Origin of the sequence: Nostoc sp., from assembly GCF_036916985.1 — a bacterium.
GTDB lineage: Bacteria > Cyanobacteriota > Cyanobacteriia > Cyanobacteriales > Nostocaceae > Nostoc.
Genome location: NZ_JBALFD010000074.1, coordinates 23,145 through 42,250, shown reverse-complemented (window position 1 = coordinate 42,250; position 19,106 = coordinate 23,145). Strand labels below are relative to the sequence as shown.

Genomic DNA, 19,106 nt, shown 5'->3' with positions numbered 1-19,106 from the left:
CATGGGAAGTTCCTCAAACCAATGGAGCGGTTGATAGCGAATAGCCTCTCCATTTTTCCATAAACTCACAGATTTAGTTTTGACAGACCACTAGTACCGCAAGTCAAAAGTCACGCATAATTGTATTCCAAGCTCTTGCGCCATTTGAAATGGTATGTTTATTGCTGCCGTGCTGCACTACGGGACTTCCAAATAAAAAAATAATCAATCGCTTTGGGGAGACAAGGCAGAGATATTGCTACCTTGTCCCCCTACTCCTATTGGATGCAAAAATTGAGTAATTTAATTTTTGGATGTCCCTAGTTATAAGTAGGTTTGCAAAAAAATCCCAAATCTGCAAAAATTATGATTGATTTATACAGTACATAAGTCCTATAAATATGGTAGGTTAATAAAAAAATCCCAAATCTACAAAAATAAGGGTTCCATTCCTCGTAAATAAGGAGTATCTAGCATCGTTAATAGAGCGTAGACGCAAAACACAATTATAAATTTTTCTGCCAACCTAGCTTAGGGGAAATATGAATAATTCTCATAACATAAAAAAAAACCAAATATTGTTAGGTCTTGCCATAGTTTTGTCATTAATATTATGTGGAGAATTAGCACTTAGAGCTTATTCTTATAATCTTCATGCTTTAGCTAATTCCACAGGTGAATATATCCCTGATTTTTCTAACCATCTTGACAAACGAAGAACAGTTATAGAATACTTTTGTTTAAATATTATATATATCCTGTGGTTAATAATAAATAAAAATCAAAAGCCAGATATAAAGTTTATAAAAATACTCAGAAATAGTTTATTCTTCTTGTTAATTGCCTTCATAAGTTATCCAACAACTACCGATATTAATTTATATGTGCATTATGGGTTAATGAATTTAAATGGAATTAACCCTTTTATTAATCCTGCAAGCACATTCACTTCTAAGTTGTCTTCATTTCTTGACTGGAAACAGACTTCAACTTATGGACCTATATCTCAAATATTTTTTACATTTTCCGCTATTTTCGTTGCAATTACTCCCAGCTTGGGAATTTATGTATTTAAATTAATATGTCTTTTATTTCATATATTAAATGCTTACTTAATATGGCGGCATTTAAAAAGCTCTCCTCATAAAGTTAATATAACAATTGCATATTTAGTTAACCCATTTCTGCTCTATGAGCAGGTTATCAATGCACATGTTGATGTCTTTATTTCTACAGTTTTAATTATTTTAATAATCTGCCTCAAAAATCGTGATTATATAGCTGCGATCGTTACAGCTTGGATTGGTTTTCTAATTAAGACTTTACCAGTTATTTGGTTGCCTCTAATTTTTGTTTACTTAATTAAACAAAAACGTTGGAAAACTTTATTCAATGCTATTTGTATCTCTCTAGCTATAATTTTGGCAGCTTATTTTATAGCTTTACCTACAGTAGATGCTTGGAAAAGCCTTTCAAATCCTGGAGTTGAAGGACAAACATTCGGCTCATTATATGCTTTGTTTAAAAAAATAATAAATTTGAAACCTCTCAACTTTTCTCTAAGTTTGCAAGAGAATCTATACTCAATATTTAAACCTATAATGTTTTCTATATTTCTAGTTTCTTATTTGATTATTCTCGTAAAACCATATCTTAAAAAAAATTATTCGGAAACGGATCTTAGTATAAATATAGGATGGATTACCTTAATATTATTTATCTTTGCTGCTCCTTGGTATTGTTCTTGGTATTCTTCTGTGCTGCTAGGAGTTGTAGCTTTAAACATACATTCAAAAAGATTCGTGATTACTACCATCCTATTTTCTCTTATTCCAACAGCGGGTGTGGGTGTAACGGTTTTACCAGCCTTAGCAGCAATTCTATTTTGGTTTGCGCGTGATATCCAAGCTCAAAAAAAATTGGTGTAAGAATTCAGAGCATTGCTGATTCTAAGTTTAATCTTAGAATAAATATTTTCTGTAAATATACTGAGCCAGCAAGTGAGAGGGGGTAAGGGAAAAATAATAACTCCTAACTCCTAACTCTTTCCTCCCTCATGTCCCTGGCAAATTTCGTAAACGCTCATCTAAATGACTACGGTCTGCCAAAACCTTTAACAGTGGCCCATGTGAGGTAAATTCTACAATACTGACCGAAGCAACAGGGCATCCCAAACGAAAACGGAAGCGTCCCACATCAATCCCTAGTAAACTAGACAAAATAATTCTAATAGTTGCCTTGTGAGAAACCACTAACACATTGCCACTGCTGTAAAGACGCTTGATTTCTTCAATTACCTGTATGGCGCGAGAAGCAATTGTCACCGCCATTTCTCCACCAGTTGGCCCATTCCAAGCTGGATCTGCTGACCAGCGAATATAATCATCGTGATATTCACGGCTAATTACTTCTGGGGTTTTTCCTTCCCACAAGCCATAGTTGATTTCCTTCAGACCATCTCTAAATTGTGGCTCTATCCCGATTGCATCAGATAAGGGTTTTGCTGTCAATACAGTTCGCCGCATTGGACTACAAAATATTGCTGTCCAATCCGTAGAACTATATGCAGATGCAAAAGCCTTTGCCATCTCCAAGCCTTCTGGGGTAAGTTCTGAGTCTATGGAACCGCAAAAGGAATTATTGCGACTGCATTCGGTCTGTCCGTGACGGAGGAAATAAAGAGTTAGGCTCACGGTATATTCTCATCAATGGTAAATTTAACAGCGCTAACAATCAGATGTAGCTGAAGATAGTTAATGCCCGTGCTATGTTACTACAATTTCACGATATTTGGAATCATCTTCAGATCGCCTGACTTTGCTCTCTTGACATTTATTTAGAGACGGTATCTCATCCAATCAAGCGGCGTAGCAGGTGAGCCAATAAAAATTCAATCGTTCAACCAAAGTGATGAAACAGCCTGATGTGTAAGCATTCTGACCAGTCAATATCCTGCCATCAAAACCCATTATCTGAAATCAACTATTAAAGTACTTGACATTAACCCAGGAGTTACTGCTATATTAACTAGAGTAATGTTGTTGGGGCGTAGCCAAGTGGTAAGGCAGCGGGTTTTGGTCCCGCCATCCCTAGGTTCGAATCCTAGCGCCCCAGTAACTCTAAAAGACAGGCTTCAGAGCTTGTCTTTTGGAGTATTTAATCAAATTTTTAAGATAAGTCTCAAGGCATCTAGTTCTGTAAAAGTTATTTGTCAGGAGATTTGAGAGCTTGATCTAGAGTCTGCCGAGCTAGTTCTGCTTTAGATCGTGCTTCCTGGTAACGCACATTAGCTTGAGCAAAATTTTTGAGAACTTTAAAACCTTCCTTGAGTCGAGTAATTTCCTCTTCAGTCACTAACTCATCGCTGAACAGAATATCTACAGCTTTGCGAATTTCCAACGCTTCAGCTCGTGACTCTTGAACTTTCAACTTGAGCGTGGCTAGGTTACTCAAAACCTGGACAGCTTGTGTAATGGTATCCTCACCACTAGCAGTATCAATAGTTGACTCCTTAACCTCAATCAATTGTTGAGGGCCAAATCCTTCTTCCAGTTCTGTGGGTAGCTTACCTGCATCCATCAGTTCCATCAGTTGATCCATTGCTTTATCACGGGCTTTGGCTGAATCTTTTCCAGAAACAGTAAGGATAATTTCTGGGCTTTGCGCGAGAGTATATTGAACCATATTTGAGCAGAAAGTTTGCTGGTTAACCAAGCTGAGGCAAATAATTATAACATATTGCGTCTCAGGTTATTTGCCGGTTCATCGACTTTAGTATCGGTTTGCCAAATATATGGAAATCAGATTTCCTTCTTTATTTTTACCTTTACCAAGTCCCTCAAAATAAAACTTTATACTTAAGAAAAGGGAATATTTTCAATAGGAGGGGAGAGCAATGGCTCCCAGTCCCACCATCATGCAGGCTGTGGAACAACTGGGCTACCGTGTCACTGTTGGTGATGTGGCAACTCAGGCAGGATTGAATGTCGCTGAAGCTAATCAAAGCTTGTTAGCCCTGGCATCTGATGCTGGCGGACATTTACAGGTAGCAGATTCAGGCGATATAGTTTACCTTTTTCCACGAAATTTTCGAGCAATTTTACGTAATAAATACCTCCGACTACGATTGCAAGAATGGTGGAAAAAGGTCTGGAGTGTGCTGTTTTACCTGATTCGCATTTCTTTTGGAATTTTCTTAACTGTTTCCATCGCCCTGATAACTATCACCATCTTCATTATCATTACTGCTGCTAATTCAGACCGTAACGGCGACAATCGGGGCAGTAATTCTGGTGGTGGGGGATTTTTCTATTTTCCAAATTTATTTTGGTATCTTAGCCCAAATTATGACACCCACTACCAGGAACGGCGACCTGAAAGCCGAGAAGAAAGCAATCTAAATTTCTTTGAAGCTGTATTTTCGTTTTTGTTTGGCGATGGTAATCCTAATATCAACTTAGAAGAACGTCGCTGGCAAGAAATTGCAACGGTGATTCGGATTAATCGTGGCGCAGTGGTAGCAGAACAAATTGCCCCATATTTAGATGATATTGGCGAGGGATACACAAGAGAGTACGAAGATTATATGCTGCCCGTTCTAACGCGATTTAATGGGCAACCGGGCGTAAGTCCAGAAGGGCAAATTGTTTATTACTTTCCAGAGTTGCAGGTGAGTGCAGTTAAAAAGCGCCGTTATGCAATATCAGATCACTTAGAGGAATTTCCCTGGCGTTTTAGTGCCGCAAGTTCTGGGCAAATTATGCTAAGTGCTGGATTGGGTGTACTAAATTTTGTTGGTGCTTTAGTACTGGGAAATTTGTTAAAAGGTGGCATTGTTGCGGCCCAATTAGGTGGACTAGTAGCTTTTGTGCAAGGAATTTATTGGCTACTATTGGCTTACGGAGCAGGTTTTTTAGGCATACCCTTGCTGCGTTATTTCTGGATTGGGTGGCGTAATCGCAAAATAGGCGATCGCAACCGCGATCGCCTTTCCAGAGCAAGCTTATTGACAAGTCCTGACGCACCTTTGCAACAAAAAATCAACTATGCCCAACAATTTGCCGCAGAAAAAGTCATTGGCAACGAAGATTTAGTGTATTCCAGCGAAACTGACTTACTCGACCAAGAAGTTGAGCGTTCTGCAAAAATTGATGCTGAATGGCAGAAACGCTTGGAAAGAGGGAGTGGGGAATAGGGAGCAGGGAGCAGGGGGAAAATTCCTCTCCTCTGCACCCTTCCCCCTGCCCCTCTGCCTCTTCTCAATGCCCCATACCCCATACCCTAAGGCAATTACTTCGCCTGAATTGGCGTTAGGGCTACACCTTGATAATAATGTCCCAAAATTTGCAGGTGGTTCACTCCTTGCCGAGCCAGATTGTACGCTCCCCATTGACTCATACCTAAAGCATGACCGTAGCCAAGACCTTGTAGTACAAAACTACCATTACCTCCTTTGGTGACAGTAAAACGGGTACTTTTTAACTTGAGGGCTGTTCGGACTTCTTCGCCCTGTAGAAATTTTGTGCCCTTGTTGCCAACAATTTTTAAAACTTTAACACTGCGAAAAGGTGAGTATGTCTCTGGAATCATCGCTGTCACACTGCCCACCTCAGGAAATTTAGCGCTAATTTCACTGGTTGAGAAGGTTTTCACCCAATTACACTCACGGATATTTTGATCGTAGTCTTCAACAGCACGTAGATAAGGCTCCTTACTGCCCCAAACATCTTCTACGTTTTCGGTGTGTCCCCCAGAACAAGCGTGGAAGACTGAGAGAATAATCCGGTTTTTGTAAGTTAGTACTTGCCCTAGTGTGGAATCAACTGCGGCGTAAGTAGCGGGAGATTCACTGATGACACCCTTATAAATTTGCCAGCGATCGGGAGTATTGCCTAAATCGTAAACGGGATTATTCCGTTGTTTTTCTCGTTCGTAGAGGGCATAGGTACGGGCTGCGATCGCCTGGGCTTTCAGCGCCTCTTGCGGCCAGCTAGCATCCATTTCGCCACCGAGAACGCTGTAGAGATATTCTTGGTCATCAACCCAATTAACAGCCGTTAAGCCTTTTTCTGTGGGTACAACTAGAGTTCTGCCTCGATACCAGCGATCGCCAATATAAACAAATCCTTTACCAGTTGGCTCAATCCAAAATAAGCCAGACTGCCACTTATCTAAAGCCACTCCGCCAGGAACAGCTTGGGCATAATATGCACTCATCGCTGGCAACTGTCCCAGAGTCCTGCCAGTACTATCCTTGACGATCCCAGTGGTGGAACTACCCACTTTTACCTGATTAACGCCCCTTTCAATTGCCACGCGCAAGATTACAGACGCTTGGGCTGGGGCAACCAAAACTATCCACAAAAGGATACTTACCCACCAATGACGTACTTTAATCTGGGAAAATAAAGAGCCTAAGTAAAGTTGGAATTTCATACCGATCATCTAATCACACTAGTATCTAATTGACGCTCTGGATTATGGTGTCTACCACTTTAAGATGGGACACTTTTCCAACGCCGGAAGTTGCCACCTCCTACTAATTATGCATTTTGCTTTAGCTATAAGGTAGAAAGGGAGCAACGCGAAAAAGTGAGGTCATTGTGAAAAGAGCAGGGGAGGCAGGGGCAGCAGGGGGAGTGAAGAGACAATTTTTGTATTTTTTTACTACCGCGATACCCCTGAATACACTTATTTCTTTGTCTCCCCTTGCCTCCCCTGCTCACAAAATCGCTTTGCTCCCAGTAGAAATCAGGTGAGGAAGGCAGGAAAAGAATAGTTCTTCTCTACCTCTTTCCAATCCCCAATGCCCAATCCCCAATGCCCCTACCAATCTACGATGCCAATACCTTTTGAGAATTGCTCACTTCATTAGCAATAATTCCAATTAAATTCAATTTACTTAAAATTTCTATTGCTTGAGTCAGTTCAGTTCGAGTCACTTTCCCCATGCGCTCTACCATGACAATCCCATTGCAAAAAGATGCTACAATTCTGGCATCAACCGTCCCTAAAATAGGTGGAGCATCTATCAATACTAAGTCATAATTTTGCTCAAATAACTCTATTAGTTCTTTCATCCGTTGAGAACTGAGCAACTTCACCGTGTCTTCTGGTTCCGGTCCAGCAGTCAAAATATCAATGGAGGGGTGAATGGGCTGGATATAATCTTGAAAATCTGTAGTTGTCTCATCAACTAATAACAGAGATAATCCCCAGTCATTGGATAGTTCTAATATTTTGTGCAGGCTAGGATTCTGCAAATTAGCATCAATAACTAATACCCGTCGATGCATTCGTATAGCGCTAGCTACAAGCCCTAATACTAAGGTTGTCTTCCCTTCCCTTGGTAGTGCTGAAGTAAACATCAGCGACTTGAAAGGTAAGGGATATTTTAATATTTGAATATTTTGGTAGATCATGTCCAGGGTTTCATGAACGGGCAATTTAGTAGTAGCTTCTATTGCAGAAGACTCTGAACTTCGCCGCCCATTCCAAGATAGTCCCAGCCGCCGCTTTTTGATACCACAGGACGGTAGCTTTGGTACTGACCCCAATACACGTAGATTCGTCAGTTTCTTTAAATCTCCCACACAATAAATAGCGTCATTAAACTTTTCCAAAATTAGGGCTGCTAAAATACCTAAAATCGGTCCAATTACTGCTCCCCCAACCAAAAGAAATAATCTACCGCTCCCCATATAAGTACCCGGAGAAGGTTCTGCTAAAACTTGCCAGTTATATCCTTCCTGAGCAATTTTAAGTCCCAAAGACTGTTGTGCTTGAAGTAGTTGTTCAAGGGTTTTGTGACTACTTTGTACCTTTGGTAGCAGACGGTTATACTCTGCTATTATGCTTGGATACTTATTTAGCTCAGATCGAAGTCGCTGTTCTGACTCGGCTAAATTCTTTTCATTGGCAGTTAGCCCTAAAACAGTTGTCTGTACCAGCATAAACTCATCTACTAGCCTTGGATCAACCCCCAAAATTTGCCCTTTTAAGAACGGTTCTCCCTTACTGCTAGTAGTAATAGCTTTCACTTCTTCTCGTAATAGCGAGAGTTGACTTTGCCGTTGCTGCTTTAGTTTTTGTACCGATGGATAATCGTCTGTATAGCGGAGCCTCTCTTTAGCTAAAGTTAATTCAGTCTTTTGAATTTCACTCAATAGTGTTTGGTAACGGCTTGACTGATTTAAACGAGAAGAAATTAGTGTATTTTGCTGGGATGAAGATGCTATTTGTTGCTCTAGATTATCGTAGCGGGCATTTACATCTTGAAGGTTGGCACGAGTAGTTTGTAGCTGTTGTTGAACATCGGCTAGAGACTCTAGCAGTATTTTACTTTGGATTTCAGGATCAAGCAATTGATGTTTCTTGCGAAACTGTTCTAAATTTTTATCAGCTTTACTCACCTCTTTTTTTATCTCAGGTAGGCGAGCATTTACAAAAGCTAATCCCTGATTCAGACGTTCTTTTTGTTGTTGTTTGTTATAGTCTTGATAGACTTTTTGTAGAGCTTGAAGTACTCTTTGGGCTTTGACTGGATCATCATCATTGAAAGAAACTTTAAATACTTGATTAAAAACTTTATTTGCTGCTATACCTCCCTCTTCTGGAGTTACTTCTAGAGGTGATTTTTTGTTATGTTCTTTTTGACCATTTATATCTTGTAAGGTAATCTTAGGATAATCAGAATGAAGTAAATCGACGGCTTTCTGAAGTAACTTAGAACTCAGCATGAGTTTCATCTGAGTACTGGAATCAACAACTTGAAAATTGGAATCAGTAACCTGAGTATTTTCCTCTGCTGGGATATTATTTGCCTGTGCCCCTTCAGATAAATTGGAATTCACCAATATCTGCATATTGCTCTGGTAAGTCGGTTTGGTAATGATAGCCAAAAGACTAGCAGCTGACATAACTACACAGGAAACGCCCAAGATCAGAAAGCGTCGGCGAAGCAAAATAGTAGATAATTGTCTGATGTCAAATGCGCCTTGTGCTGAAGTAGTAACCTGTTGCTCTGGATTCAGACTAGTCTTAGCCACTATCAAACTCCTCTAATATCGAAACAATATATTTATTTGGAAGATTTATGAGAAATGTGAAATGATTTTTTTACACCTAATAGCTGCAATAGCATACTTAAATTCTTCTTCCAAAGATGACAAGCTCACTTGGCACAATCTTATGCCAACTGGGGCTTTCATGTTCATCAATTCGCGCATATAAACTCTTAATCAGTGTTGGAAGAATAAATTTTTAATAAATATTTTATTTAAGGAAGAAAAATCTTGACGAAAAATTAATTGTTTTTCCTAAGTATTTAAGTAGAAAATTATCTAATTTACAACACTACTATAGCAATCCGATAGCGAAGCGGTAGCGAGTCAGACGCTCCTGCGTCGCTAACGCTGCGCTATCGAGCGTCTTTGATTGCTGAATCACTTGTACAGGTAAGGGACTGGGGATAAGGGGTAATGGGGACTGGGAAGAAGGAATAAAGGTGTACTGAGTTTTGTTCAAAAATCAAATATAAGTCCTATATATTCCTATATATATTAAAGTTATTTTGATAACTTGTAATCTAAAAAACACATTAAGAGAAATATTTCAACCATATTACTTATATATTATTGATACACTTAGTTAACCTAAATTGTTGGTTAACTAGTTGACTTATCTTAGTAAAACTAAACTGCTATCTATCTGCTGGATGCTATAAGGGACATCCAAAAATTAAATTAACGTGAGTTCGATGAACCTCTCCCTCCCATCCTCCCTCTCCGAAACGGAAGGAGCAACGAAAAATTAAGCTTTTTGCTCCCCTCTCCGACACGGAGAGGGGCTGGGGGAGAGGTCAAATAAGACTTGTCGAACTCACGTTAAATTACTCAATTTTTGCATCCAAATAGGAGTAGGGGGACAAGGTAGCAATATCTCTGCCTTGTCTCCCCAAAGCGATTGATTATTTTTTTATTTGGAAGTCCCTAAATTTGGCTACTCAACTCCAAGATAGAGCCTAGTTAGTTTTAGATTTTAGATTAGAAGAGTTCAATCGAAAATCCAAAATCTAAAATCTAAAATCTAAACGCCTACCTTAGTTAACTCTACTTCCCGTCGTCTGGGTACTTCATGAATCATAAAATCGTAAGCCATGTCAGTACGGGGAAAAATAGCACGGGCTTCTTTGAGGAGATCCTTCAATTCCAAGGTATTTCCGGGAGCATAGCGGGGACTAAAATGACTCATAATCAGCCGATGTGCCCCAGCAGCTAAAGCTGTTTGCGCTGCCATTGTGGTTGTGGAGTGCAATCGCTGAAAAGCCATGTCTGCATCTTGATGGGCAAAGGTTGCTTCGTGAATTAATACATCAGCATCATGAGCTAATTCGACTGCACCATCACAATAAATTGTGTCTGTACAATAGGCAATCTTTCGACCAATTTCTGTAGGGCCGCACAATTGAGCGCCATCAATTACCCGTCCGTCAGCAAGGGTAACAGTTTCACCGCGCTTGAGTTGACCATAAATCCGACCAGGAGGAATTTGCAACTCCTTGGCTTTTTCGACATCAAAGCGTCCTGTGCGGTCTTTTTCGGCTACGCGGTAGCCAAAAGCTGTAATGCGATGATGTAAATTACCACAACTAACGGTAAAGTCCTCGTCTTCATAAATTACCCCTGGACGGATAGCGTGAACTTTGATCGGATAAGAAAAGTGTGTGTAAGAGTAGCGTGAGGCGGATTGAATGTAATCATTTAATCCAGGTGGCCCATAGATATCAATTCGTTCCACATTGCCAGCCAAGCCGCAAGTAGCAAGAAGTCCCATCAAGCCAAAGATGTGGTCGCCGTGCATGTGGGTGATAAAAATTCGGGAGAGTTGACTGATTTTCAGTTCACTCCGTATAATTTGATGCTGAGTACCTTCGCCACAGTCGAATAACCACAGTTCTGCCCTTTGGGGTAATCTCAGGGCGACGCTGGAAACATTGCGCGATCGCGTGGGTACACCGGAACTCGTCCCTAAGAATGTTATCTGCACAGTGTTCTTTAGTCTTCCTATTGCTCAATTTGCAGCTCTATTTTCTATAGTGGCACGGTTAATGAGTAAAATACTTAGGATTTTGGGGATTGGGTACTGGGGATTGGGGATTAGGGATTGGGCATAGTTAATAGCCAATAGTTATTTTTCCCCTAGTTAGTACAGACAAACAAAAATTCTGTGGTGGGACTCAAGGGCACTACAGGGGAAATGAAAATAATCAAATCATTAGAAAAGAGTTGTTAGATTTACAAACTGGTTGTTTACTTATGCAATATTATCTATGAGCCGATCGCGAATTTTTTTGAGTTGGTCTTGAGTCTTAATTGGCTCTCGCGGTGCTGGCAATTCAGTATTTGGCCAGTTAGGTAAATCATTGCAGGGACATAACAACGCCGGCATACCGACGTTTCGCGCGGCTACTGGCATACTGCAACGACCACAAGGCAGCATATCCCATACTGGTGTCAGCAGTTCAGCAATGGTTTCATGAGTACCTTCTAGGTAACAGTCACCAGAATCGGGTGAGATAATTTTTTGCCAGCACTCTTCAAATTCTTCACTATAGCGATCGCCATCTAGCACCGATAGCGGCAAAATGCTTGCCTCACCGTTGCCCGTAATCACTTTCTTACCCAACTGAAACCAGTAGGCAAGATATTCTCTAACTTCTTGTTTGGTTGCCATAAGATAATTTTAGATTTTAGATTTTGGATTAATCTGAATCAAGGGTTAAGAATCTTGACTTCTGAATGTTCCAGCATCAACTCTATTTGGCAACGGCGAACCAAGGATGCTGAGATTGAGGACATGACCACCAGTCACTAAATAAACAGTTTCGCTGAGTGTACTTAGCTGACGCACTAAAGAACCAAGGCGATCGCGGAACTTCCTCCCCAGGGGATAAGCTGGGATCACACCCCAACCCACCTCTTCTGCTACAAATAGCATATCAGCAGCAACCAGTTCCACCGTCTCTAATAACTCTGCAAGAATGTTTTCCCAGCTAGATTCCTCCTGTTCTAGGAGGTTAGCAACCCAAGTTCCTAAAGAATCAACTAAAAGGCAGGTATAGGGTTTGGCATCGGCGAGAGTTGTAGACAGTTCCACAGGTACAGATAAAGTTACCCAGTCTTGGGGACGACGTTTTTGATGTTCTAAAATGCGTTGATGCCATTCTTGATCGTCTGGGTTATCGGTGGCTGTTGCTACGTAAACAACAGCTTTTCCTGACTGCATGGCCAGAGTTTCCGCCCATTCACTTTTACCAGATCGTGCTGGCCCTGTTACTAAGATGATTTTACCCAAAGTTTTTTACTGAGAATTTTAACAATATATCTACGGTTGCAATTAATTTATCACCACAGTTTTTTACTTCATCGGTGAGATTTTTGGTTTCAAATAACTTTTAAGGGATAAAATTAGCACCAGCATCATTGATGCTACAACTGGCAAAAGCCAAAAATCCCAACAACCCCATTTTTAATTATTCAATACCACGTGGGGACAGCAAACTTTAGGATATTTTTATGAACGCAGGCTTAAAACGCATTGAAGCAACTCTACACGATTTAGGGAATCGCGGTACTGCCTCTGCCGCTGAAACAGTTGATTCGACAACAAAACGGCCTTTCTCCTTTAGAATCAGTGTGGGAGCCAACGAACCCACAGAAAGTACACCAACTCAATCTTCTCAGCATGGGGAAGTAAAATCACAAGGACAAACTGTTGACTGGGGTGTAGATACGGAGAGTGATTATTCTTCTGAACAAAATTTCTTTCCTCACCATGAATCTGTGCAGACCTTTCAAGCAGAAGAGAATGGTAACAGAACACCCAGCCTGCCAAAGTTGAAAACTCCGAGCTTTAGTAACCATCGTCACGGTGCTAATCCAGCATTGGCGATGAATCTATTACAAGAAATTCAGGAAACTGTCGCTGGTTGGCAAATAGAATTACAAAATATTTTGAAGCAAATTCAGGATATTTACTTAGAAGGGCCAATTGTCAATGGCTGGTTAGAATCTAATCCCCAAGAACCAGAACCGGGAGGAACTGCAACACTGCGCCATGCGGAAGTTGACCGCTTAATGAACTACGTAGAAGAAATTTGCGCTAGTGGTGGCAAAGTATCTTATCAATCATCTATTACTGGCTATCGCCTCTGTGGTGTAGACGATACTGGTAAAGTCTGGTCGCGCCCATGTCCAGCAGACCAGGTTCCCAATGTTAGCATGGCGATCGCTCGTTACCAAAAGTTACGTCAACTGTTAGGGCGCAAGCAATCCTTGGAAACCCGTCTGAGTCAACTAGCCCAAACTCTTGTAGTTTTACACAGTCATATTCAACAAACGTGAAGTTTTAAAGATTATTTCCGAAGAAACTCGGTTGGTGAGTCAGTAACTTTTGGTTTAGATTAGCTCTCAGCAGTTGTGCATTGGATTTAAGATTTTAATCTAAAATCCCAAATCTCAAATCCAAAATTAAATCTATGCCAGACACCCAAATCTCTGCCATTATCTGTACTCACAATCGAGATACCTATTTAGGGGCTGCAATTGATAGCCTTTTAGCACAAGATTTTGCTACTGACTTTGAAATTGTAGTAGTTGATAATGGATCTAGCGATCGCACTCGTGAGGTTGTAGAACAAAGGGCCCACAATCCCCGACTGAAGTATGTTTTTGAACCCACCATTGGTTTATCTGTCGCCCGTAACACGGGTGCAAAAGTAGCCAGTGGTGATATTCTTGCTTATTTAGATGACGATGCCGTTGCCAGTCAGGGCTGGCTAAAGGTTTTATATTTTGCCTATTACAATAATTCTAAACTAGCGATCGCGGGTGGCAAAGTCACTCTCCTGTGGCCTCCAGGAATCCAACAACCACGGTGGCTATCTCCAGGGCTAGCTGCAAACCTGGGTGCATACGACTTAGGTGACAGTAACATCTACATTGAGCAACCTGGCTCAACACCCAGAGGCTTAAATTACTCTATCCGCCGCAGTTTCCTAGAAGAAATTGGCGGTTTTGATCCTCATCTCGGTCGAGTGGGGAAAAATCTATTATCTAATGAAGAACTGCAAATGACCGAATTTGCTCTACAGCGTGGTTGGCAAGTTGCTTATCTTCCCGAAGCCTTAGTCGCTCACAATGTAGCCCCAGAACGCCTCCAACGCTCCTGGTTTTTAAATCGAGGTTGGTGGCAAGGTATCAGCGAATGCTATCGAGAACAACTCGCTGGTAAAGCTGGGTTCGCTCAATTGCAGCGGGGTAGCGAACGGTTTATACGCGGCTTGTATAAGGCATTGCAATATTTCTCTGATCCAGCAGAACGGTTTGACAAACTTGTTTATGCTTATGGCCAGATTGGTTACTTAAATGCTGCTATTCAGGGTCTTTTATCTACATCAAATAAGAAATAGCCAACAACATAATTTATACTCCTATGCCATCTAAAATACCAGTTTCAGTACTAATTCCAGCAAAAAATGAACAAGTAAACTTGCCTGCGTGCCTTGCTAGCCTTAGCAGAGCAGATGAAATATTTGTAGTAGATTCTCAAAGTAGCGATAACAGTATTGAAATTGCTAAAAATCACGGTGTAAATGTCGTGCAATTCAACTTCAATGGGCGATGGCCCAAAAAGAAAAATTGGTCTTTAGATAATCTACCTTTTCGGAACGAATGGGTACTAATTGTAGATTGCGATGAGCGCATTACCCCCGAACTATGGGAAGAAATTGATCAAGCAATTCAAAACCAGGAATATACAGGTTATTATCTCAACCGCCGCGTATTTTTCTTAGGAAAATGGATTCGCTATGGTGGTAAATATCCCGATTGGAATCTACGTTTATTTCAACATAAAAAAGGTCGCTACGAAAATCTAAATACAGAAGATATTCCGAATACTGGTGATAATGAAGTTCACGAACACGTGATTTTACAGGGGAAAGTTGGGTATCTCAAAAATGATATGCTCCACGAAGACTTCCGCGACCTTTACCACTGGTTAGAACGCCATAACCGTTATTCTAACTGGGAAGCCAGTGTTTATTTTAATATTCTCACAGGTAAAGACGATAGCGGTACTATTGGCGCAAATCTATTTGGTGATGCCGTGCAACGCAAGCGCTTTTTGAAAAAAGTGTGGGTACACCTGCCATTTAAACCAATTTTGCGGTTTGTTTTGTTTTATATTATTCAACGCGGTTTTTTAGATGGCAAAGCCGGATATATTTATGCACGCTTGCTAAGTCAATATGAATATCAAATTGGCGTTAAACTTTACGAATTACGTAACTGTGGTGGTCACTTAAATACTGCAACTATCCCGAAGGAAGAAGCAGGGGAGCAGGGGAACAGAGAAGCTGAAGGAAAGCTCTTGACCATTGATTCCTAAATGTACCAATTTTAGATTTTGAATTTTGAATTTTGGATTGAAGGAAAAATTTAAAATCTAAAATCTAAAATCTAAAATCTAAAATTAAATGACTAACGATCAACCTTTTGTAGATTTACGCAAATATGACCAATCTTGGTTTGACCGGGGGCGTCCAGGTTGGTATGTTTTATTCTGGTGGTTTGTACAAGCGATCGCTTTTTCCCTGACTCCTCAACCTTTAAATATTCTGCGTTGCGCTCTGCTAAGACTATTTGGCGCTCGGATCGGCAAAGGTGTATTAATTCGACCGACCGCCCGCTTTACATATCCTTGGAAAGTTACGATTGGTGACTACAGTTGGATTGGAGATAACGTAGTTTTATACAGCCTAGAGCAGATCCACATCGGTGAACATTGCGTAATTTCCCAAAAAAGTTACCTATGTACTGGTAGTCACGATCTGCGAGATCCTGCCTTTGGGTTAAAAACAGCAAGTATCACCATTAACAATGGTGTATGGGTAGCAGCAGATTGTTTTGTTGGGCCAGGAGTGCAAATCGGGGCTAATGCCGTAATTGGCGCTCGTAGTAGTGTTTTTACTAATATGCCCTCTGGGCAGGTTTGTTGGGGAAGCCCCTGTTGTCCCAAGACGGTGAGGATAAAGCTTGATCCTTCTATAAACTCGTAATTTTATAGATAAACATTGTAGGGGCATGCAGCTAGCTGTATGCCCCTACTTATATATTTATTTATTTGCTTTTGGAAAAGGAAAGCGCGATCGCCACAATCTTATAGCTAAAATTGCAAGTAGCATAAGCATATCCTGCACCAATACTACTCGGGTTTTGCATTTTTAACTCGGAATTGGATTTTGGGAAAAGGTTAAAGGGTTAAGGTTAAAGGTTTTTTCTTTCCCCTTTCCCCCGCCCCTTATCCCCAGAGGGGGCCCCACCTTCCCCTTTTCCCCAAAACCCGACAAGTATTGTATCCTGTACTACTTACAATTTGCACTGCTATAACCCAGAGGCTATGTATTTTTTACGCACATAGCAGGTGCTTATGTTTCCAAGCTATAAGCTCTATTTTATAGCGCCAAATATTTTATTTTAAAGGCAAACAAGTTCGAGAAGTTTTAAAATAAATTTTATAAGAGGCGATTATGAATTTAAATAACAATGAAAAAGACGTAATTTTAATAGTTGATGACAACCCGATTAACTTACAGTTATTGATCGATTTATTAGAGTATTACGGCTTTAAAGTTTTAGTAGCTGAAAATGGGATAAATGCCGTTGGCATGGTGGAATATGCCTTACCCGATCTAATTTTATTAGATATATTAATGCCAGTAATCGATGGTTTTGAAACCTGTAGACTTTTGAAATCAAATTCAGCTACTCAAGACATCCCCGTAATATTTATCACTGCCATGAATGACAAGGTGGATAAAGTCAAAGGTTTGAATCTTGGTGCAGTAGATTACATCACTAAACCTCTAGAACATGAAGAGGTTTTAGCTAGGATAAATACGCATTTACGTTTACGAAACCTGACAAAAACACTTACAGAGCAAAATAAACGTTTAGAGATGGAAATCTTGGAGCGGCAGCAGGTAGAAGAAAAACTGCGATGTCATTCAGATGCCTTAGACGAATGGAACAATAGATATCAAGCACTAATTCAAGCGAGTGGTCAGATTCTCTATGACTGGCATATGCATACCAACGATATTCAATACGGTGGTAATGTAGAGGGAATATTAGGTTACTCTATACCTGAGATGTTAGGAGGTTTGAATCGTTGGCTAGAGTTGATTCATCCTGATGATAGAAACTTATTTAACGAAGAAGTTAAACGCGTTTTAACTACAAAAGAACGATTCCATCTTGAATTTCGGGTATGTCGAAAAAATGGCACTTACATCATAGTTGAGGACAACGGGTATATCTTTTTAGACTCTACCGAGAAAGTTGCTCGAATGGCAGGCTTTATAATTGATATTACAGAACAACAAGCTGCGCTGCGTGAACGAAAAGAAGCGGAACAAAAAATCCGTGAGCAAGCAGCTTTGCTTGATATTACAACAGACGCAATTATCGTCCAAAATTTGGTTAACCAAATTCAATTTTGGAATAAAGGGGCTGAACATCTCTACGGTTGGATGACAGAAGAGGCAATAGGCAAGAATGCCAATCAGCTTTTGTATCGAAAGCAAAGTCTTTGCGAACTGAAAAATATCCAAAAAATATTAGCTGAGAGTGGTTCATGGCAAGGTGAGTTACATCAAGTCACAAAACAAAGTAAAGAGATAATTGTTGCTAGTCGCTGGACGTTAGTAAATGATGATGAGGGACAAGCTAAATCCATCCTGATTGTCAATTCCGATATTACAGAGAAGAAACAACTCGAAGCGCAGTTTCTCCGGGCCCAGCGAATGGAGAGTCTTGGCACTCTAGCAAGTGGTATTGCCCACGATCTCAACAATGCACTGACTCCCATAATGATGACAGTACAACTTTTAGAGGCAAAGCTCCCCGATGAAAAAAGTCAGCAATGGCTGACAATAATGGAAACAAATGTTAAACGTGCAGCAGATTTAGTTAAACAAGTACTGTGGTTTTCACGCGGCTCTGTAGGTAACTTTAAACCCTTACAGGTAGAGAATATAATTTCAGAAATTGAAAATATTGTTAAGCAAACATTTTCCAGAGCTATTGAAATCCGCATCGAGGTTCCTGAGCAAAACCTGTGGAATATCTTTGGCGATGCTACTCAGCTACATCAAGTACTAATGAATCTCTGTATTAATGCTCGTGATGCTATGCCTCATGGCGGTATCCTAAAGATTTATGCGAAGAATTTCTGGATTGATAGCTACTATGCCCGAATGAATATTGATGCTAAGGTCGGTTCTTACGTGATGATTGGTATCTGTGATACAGGTACAGGAATGGCCAGAGAAATAGTAGATAGAATTTTTGAGCCATTTTTCACAACAAAGGAACTGGGTAAAGGTACAGGGCTTGGTCTTTCAACAGTGCTTGGCATCATAAAAAGCCATAGCGGTTTTGTGAATGTAGTTACTGAAGTAGGCAAAGGTACTGAGTTTCAAGTTTGCTTACCCATAACGCAGACAATCGATACAGATGAGAAATTGGCTGGAAATCAGGAATTACCATCAGGGCATGGAGAATTGATTCTTGTTGTTGATGATGAAGATTCAATTCGAGAGGTGACTAAAACCTGGTTAGAAAAAAATGCCTATAGAGTTTTAGTAGCTAATGATGGTATTGATGCGATCGCACTATACGCAGAACATCAACAAGAAATTAGTGTGGTGTTGGTTGATATGATGATGCCATATATGGATGGGCCAACAACTATCAATGTTTTAAAAAAAATTAATCCAGACATCAAAGTTATTGGTGTTAGTGGATTAGCCTTCAATCATGAAATGATTAAAAACCTTGGTAATAGTGTCAAAACCCTTTTGTCTAAGCCCTACACTTCAAACGACTTGTTAATAAATTTACAGATGGTGATTAGTACAAAGTAGATTGGGGACTGGGGATTGGGGATTGAAAAGAGGCAGAGGGGCGGGGTGCGGGGAGCGGAGGGGAAAACTCTTCTCCCTCTGCTCCCTGCCTCCTCAAGCAAGAGCAGTGGTAATATATTTTCATGGCTGCTCTAATCCT

At 40.4% G+C, this 19,106-nt stretch carries 15 protein-coding genes and 1 tRNA gene; 8 read left to right on the top strand and 8 right to left on the bottom strand.

Annotated elements, in window-relative coordinates; all coding sequences use genetic code 11:
• Nucleotides 1–521 precede the first annotated feature (521 nt).
• On the top strand, nt 522–1,907 hold the full coding sequence (locus V7L07_RS24305; RefSeq protein WP_335061399.1) for a hypothetical protein: 1,386 nt from the start codon (nt 522–524) through the stop codon (nt 1,905–1,907).
• A 126-nt stretch (nt 1,908–2,033) separates the two neighbouring features.
• Here the strand turns inward: V7L07_RS24305 and V7L07_RS24300 are convergent, their stop codons facing one another.
• Entirely contained in the window at nt 2,034–2,672 is a 639-nt protein-coding gene (locus V7L07_RS24300; RefSeq protein WP_335061398.1) for a histidine phosphatase family protein, read from the bottom strand.
• Nucleotides 2,673–3,021: 349 nt separating this feature from the next.
• Between V7L07_RS24300 and V7L07_RS24295 the strand changes: the two genes are divergently transcribed.
• A tRNA-Gln gene (locus tag V7L07_RS24295) sits at nt 3,022–3,093 on the top strand.
• A 90-nt stretch (nt 3,094–3,183) separates the two neighbouring features.
• Here the strand turns inward: V7L07_RS24295 and V7L07_RS24290 are convergent.
• Complete coding sequence (locus tag V7L07_RS24290) at nt 3,184–3,663, bottom strand: hypothetical protein (RefSeq protein ID WP_179064185.1); 480 nt, start codon at nt 3,661–3,663, stop codon at nt 3,184–3,186.
• A gap of 211 nt (nt 3,664–3,874) precedes the next feature.
• On the opposite strand from V7L07_RS24290, the gene V7L07_RS24285 reads away from it, so the two are divergent.
• On the top strand, nt 3,875–5,173 hold the full coding sequence (locus V7L07_RS24285) for a hypothetical protein (RefSeq protein ID WP_335061397.1): 1,299 nt from the start codon (nt 3,875–3,877) through the stop codon (nt 5,171–5,173).
• 95 nt (nt 5,174–5,268) lie between these two features.
• Here V7L07_RS24285 and V7L07_RS24280 read toward each other — a convergent pair whose 3' ends face one another.
• The 6 genes from V7L07_RS24280 to cobU form a co-directional block, all read right to left on the bottom strand.
• Complete coding sequence (locus V7L07_RS24280; protein WP_335061396.1) at nt 5,269–6,414, bottom strand: SpoIID/LytB domain-containing protein; 1,146 nt, start codon at nt 6,412–6,414, stop codon at nt 5,269–5,271.
• Between the two features lie 398 nt (nt 6,415–6,812).
• Nucleotides 6,813–9,026 carry a GumC family protein gene (locus V7L07_RS24275; protein WP_335061395.1) on the bottom strand — a complete coding sequence of 738 codons (2,214 nt, stop codon included), beginning with the start codon at nt 9,024–9,026 and terminating at the stop codon, nt 6,813–6,815.
• 310 nt (nt 9,027–9,336) lie between these two features.
• Nucleotides 9,337–9,504 (bottom strand): hypothetical protein, encoded by a 168-nt coding sequence (locus V7L07_RS24270; RefSeq protein ID WP_335061394.1) that lies wholly within the window; start codon nt 9,502–9,504, stop codon nt 9,337–9,339.
• Nucleotides 9,505–10,065: 561 nt separating this feature from the next.
• Nucleotides 10,066–11,025 carry a ribonuclease Z gene (locus tag V7L07_RS24265; protein ID WP_335061393.1) on the bottom strand — a complete coding sequence of 320 codons (960 nt, stop codon included), beginning with the start codon at nt 11,023–11,025 and terminating at the stop codon, nt 10,066–10,068.
• 267 nt (nt 11,026–11,292) lie between these two features.
• On the bottom strand, nt 11,293–11,712 hold the full coding sequence (locus V7L07_RS24260; protein WP_335061392.1) for a hypothetical protein: 420 nt from the start codon (nt 11,710–11,712) through the stop codon (nt 11,293–11,295).
• A 45-nt stretch (nt 11,713–11,757) separates the two neighbouring features.
• Nucleotides 11,758–12,333, bottom strand: a complete 576-nt coding sequence (gene cobU / locus V7L07_RS24255; RefSeq protein ID WP_335061391.1) for a bifunctional adenosylcobinamide kinase/adenosylcobinamide-phosphate guanylyltransferase — start codon at nt 12,331–12,333, stop codon at nt 11,758–11,760.
• Nucleotides 12,334–12,554: 221 nt separating this feature from the next.
• On the opposite strand from cobU, the gene V7L07_RS24250 reads away from it, so the two are divergent.
• From V7L07_RS24250 to V7L07_RS24230, 5 genes are all read left to right on the top strand, one after another.
• The gene (locus V7L07_RS24250) at nt 12,555–13,382 is read left to right on the top strand and encodes a hypothetical protein (protein WP_335061390.1); all 828 of its coding nucleotides are present in this window, start codon (nt 12,555–12,557) and stop codon (nt 13,380–13,382) included.
• A 134-nt stretch (nt 13,383–13,516) separates the two neighbouring features.
• On the top strand, nt 13,517–14,449 hold the full coding sequence (locus V7L07_RS24245) for a glycosyltransferase (RefSeq protein ID WP_335061389.1): 933 nt from the start codon (nt 13,517–13,519) through the stop codon (nt 14,447–14,449).
• 23 nt (nt 14,450–14,472) lie between these two features.
• The gene (locus tag V7L07_RS24240; RefSeq protein ID WP_335061388.1) at nt 14,473–15,429 is read left to right on the top strand and encodes a glycosyltransferase family 2 protein; all 957 of its coding nucleotides are present in this window, start codon (nt 14,473–14,475) and stop codon (nt 15,427–15,429) included.
• A gap of 88 nt (nt 15,430–15,517) precedes the next feature.
• Entirely contained in the window at nt 15,518–16,099 is a 582-nt protein-coding gene (gene hpsU, locus V7L07_RS24235; RefSeq protein ID WP_335061387.1) for a hormogonium polysaccharide biosynthesis acetyltransferase HpsU, read from the top strand.
• Between the two features lie 471 nt (nt 16,100–16,570).
• A complete protein-coding gene (locus V7L07_RS24230; RefSeq protein ID WP_335061386.1) occupies nt 16,571–18,967 on the top strand; it encodes a response regulator in 2,397 nt (798 codons plus the stop codon).
• The last annotated feature ends 139 nt before the right edge of the window (nt 18,968–19,106 follow it).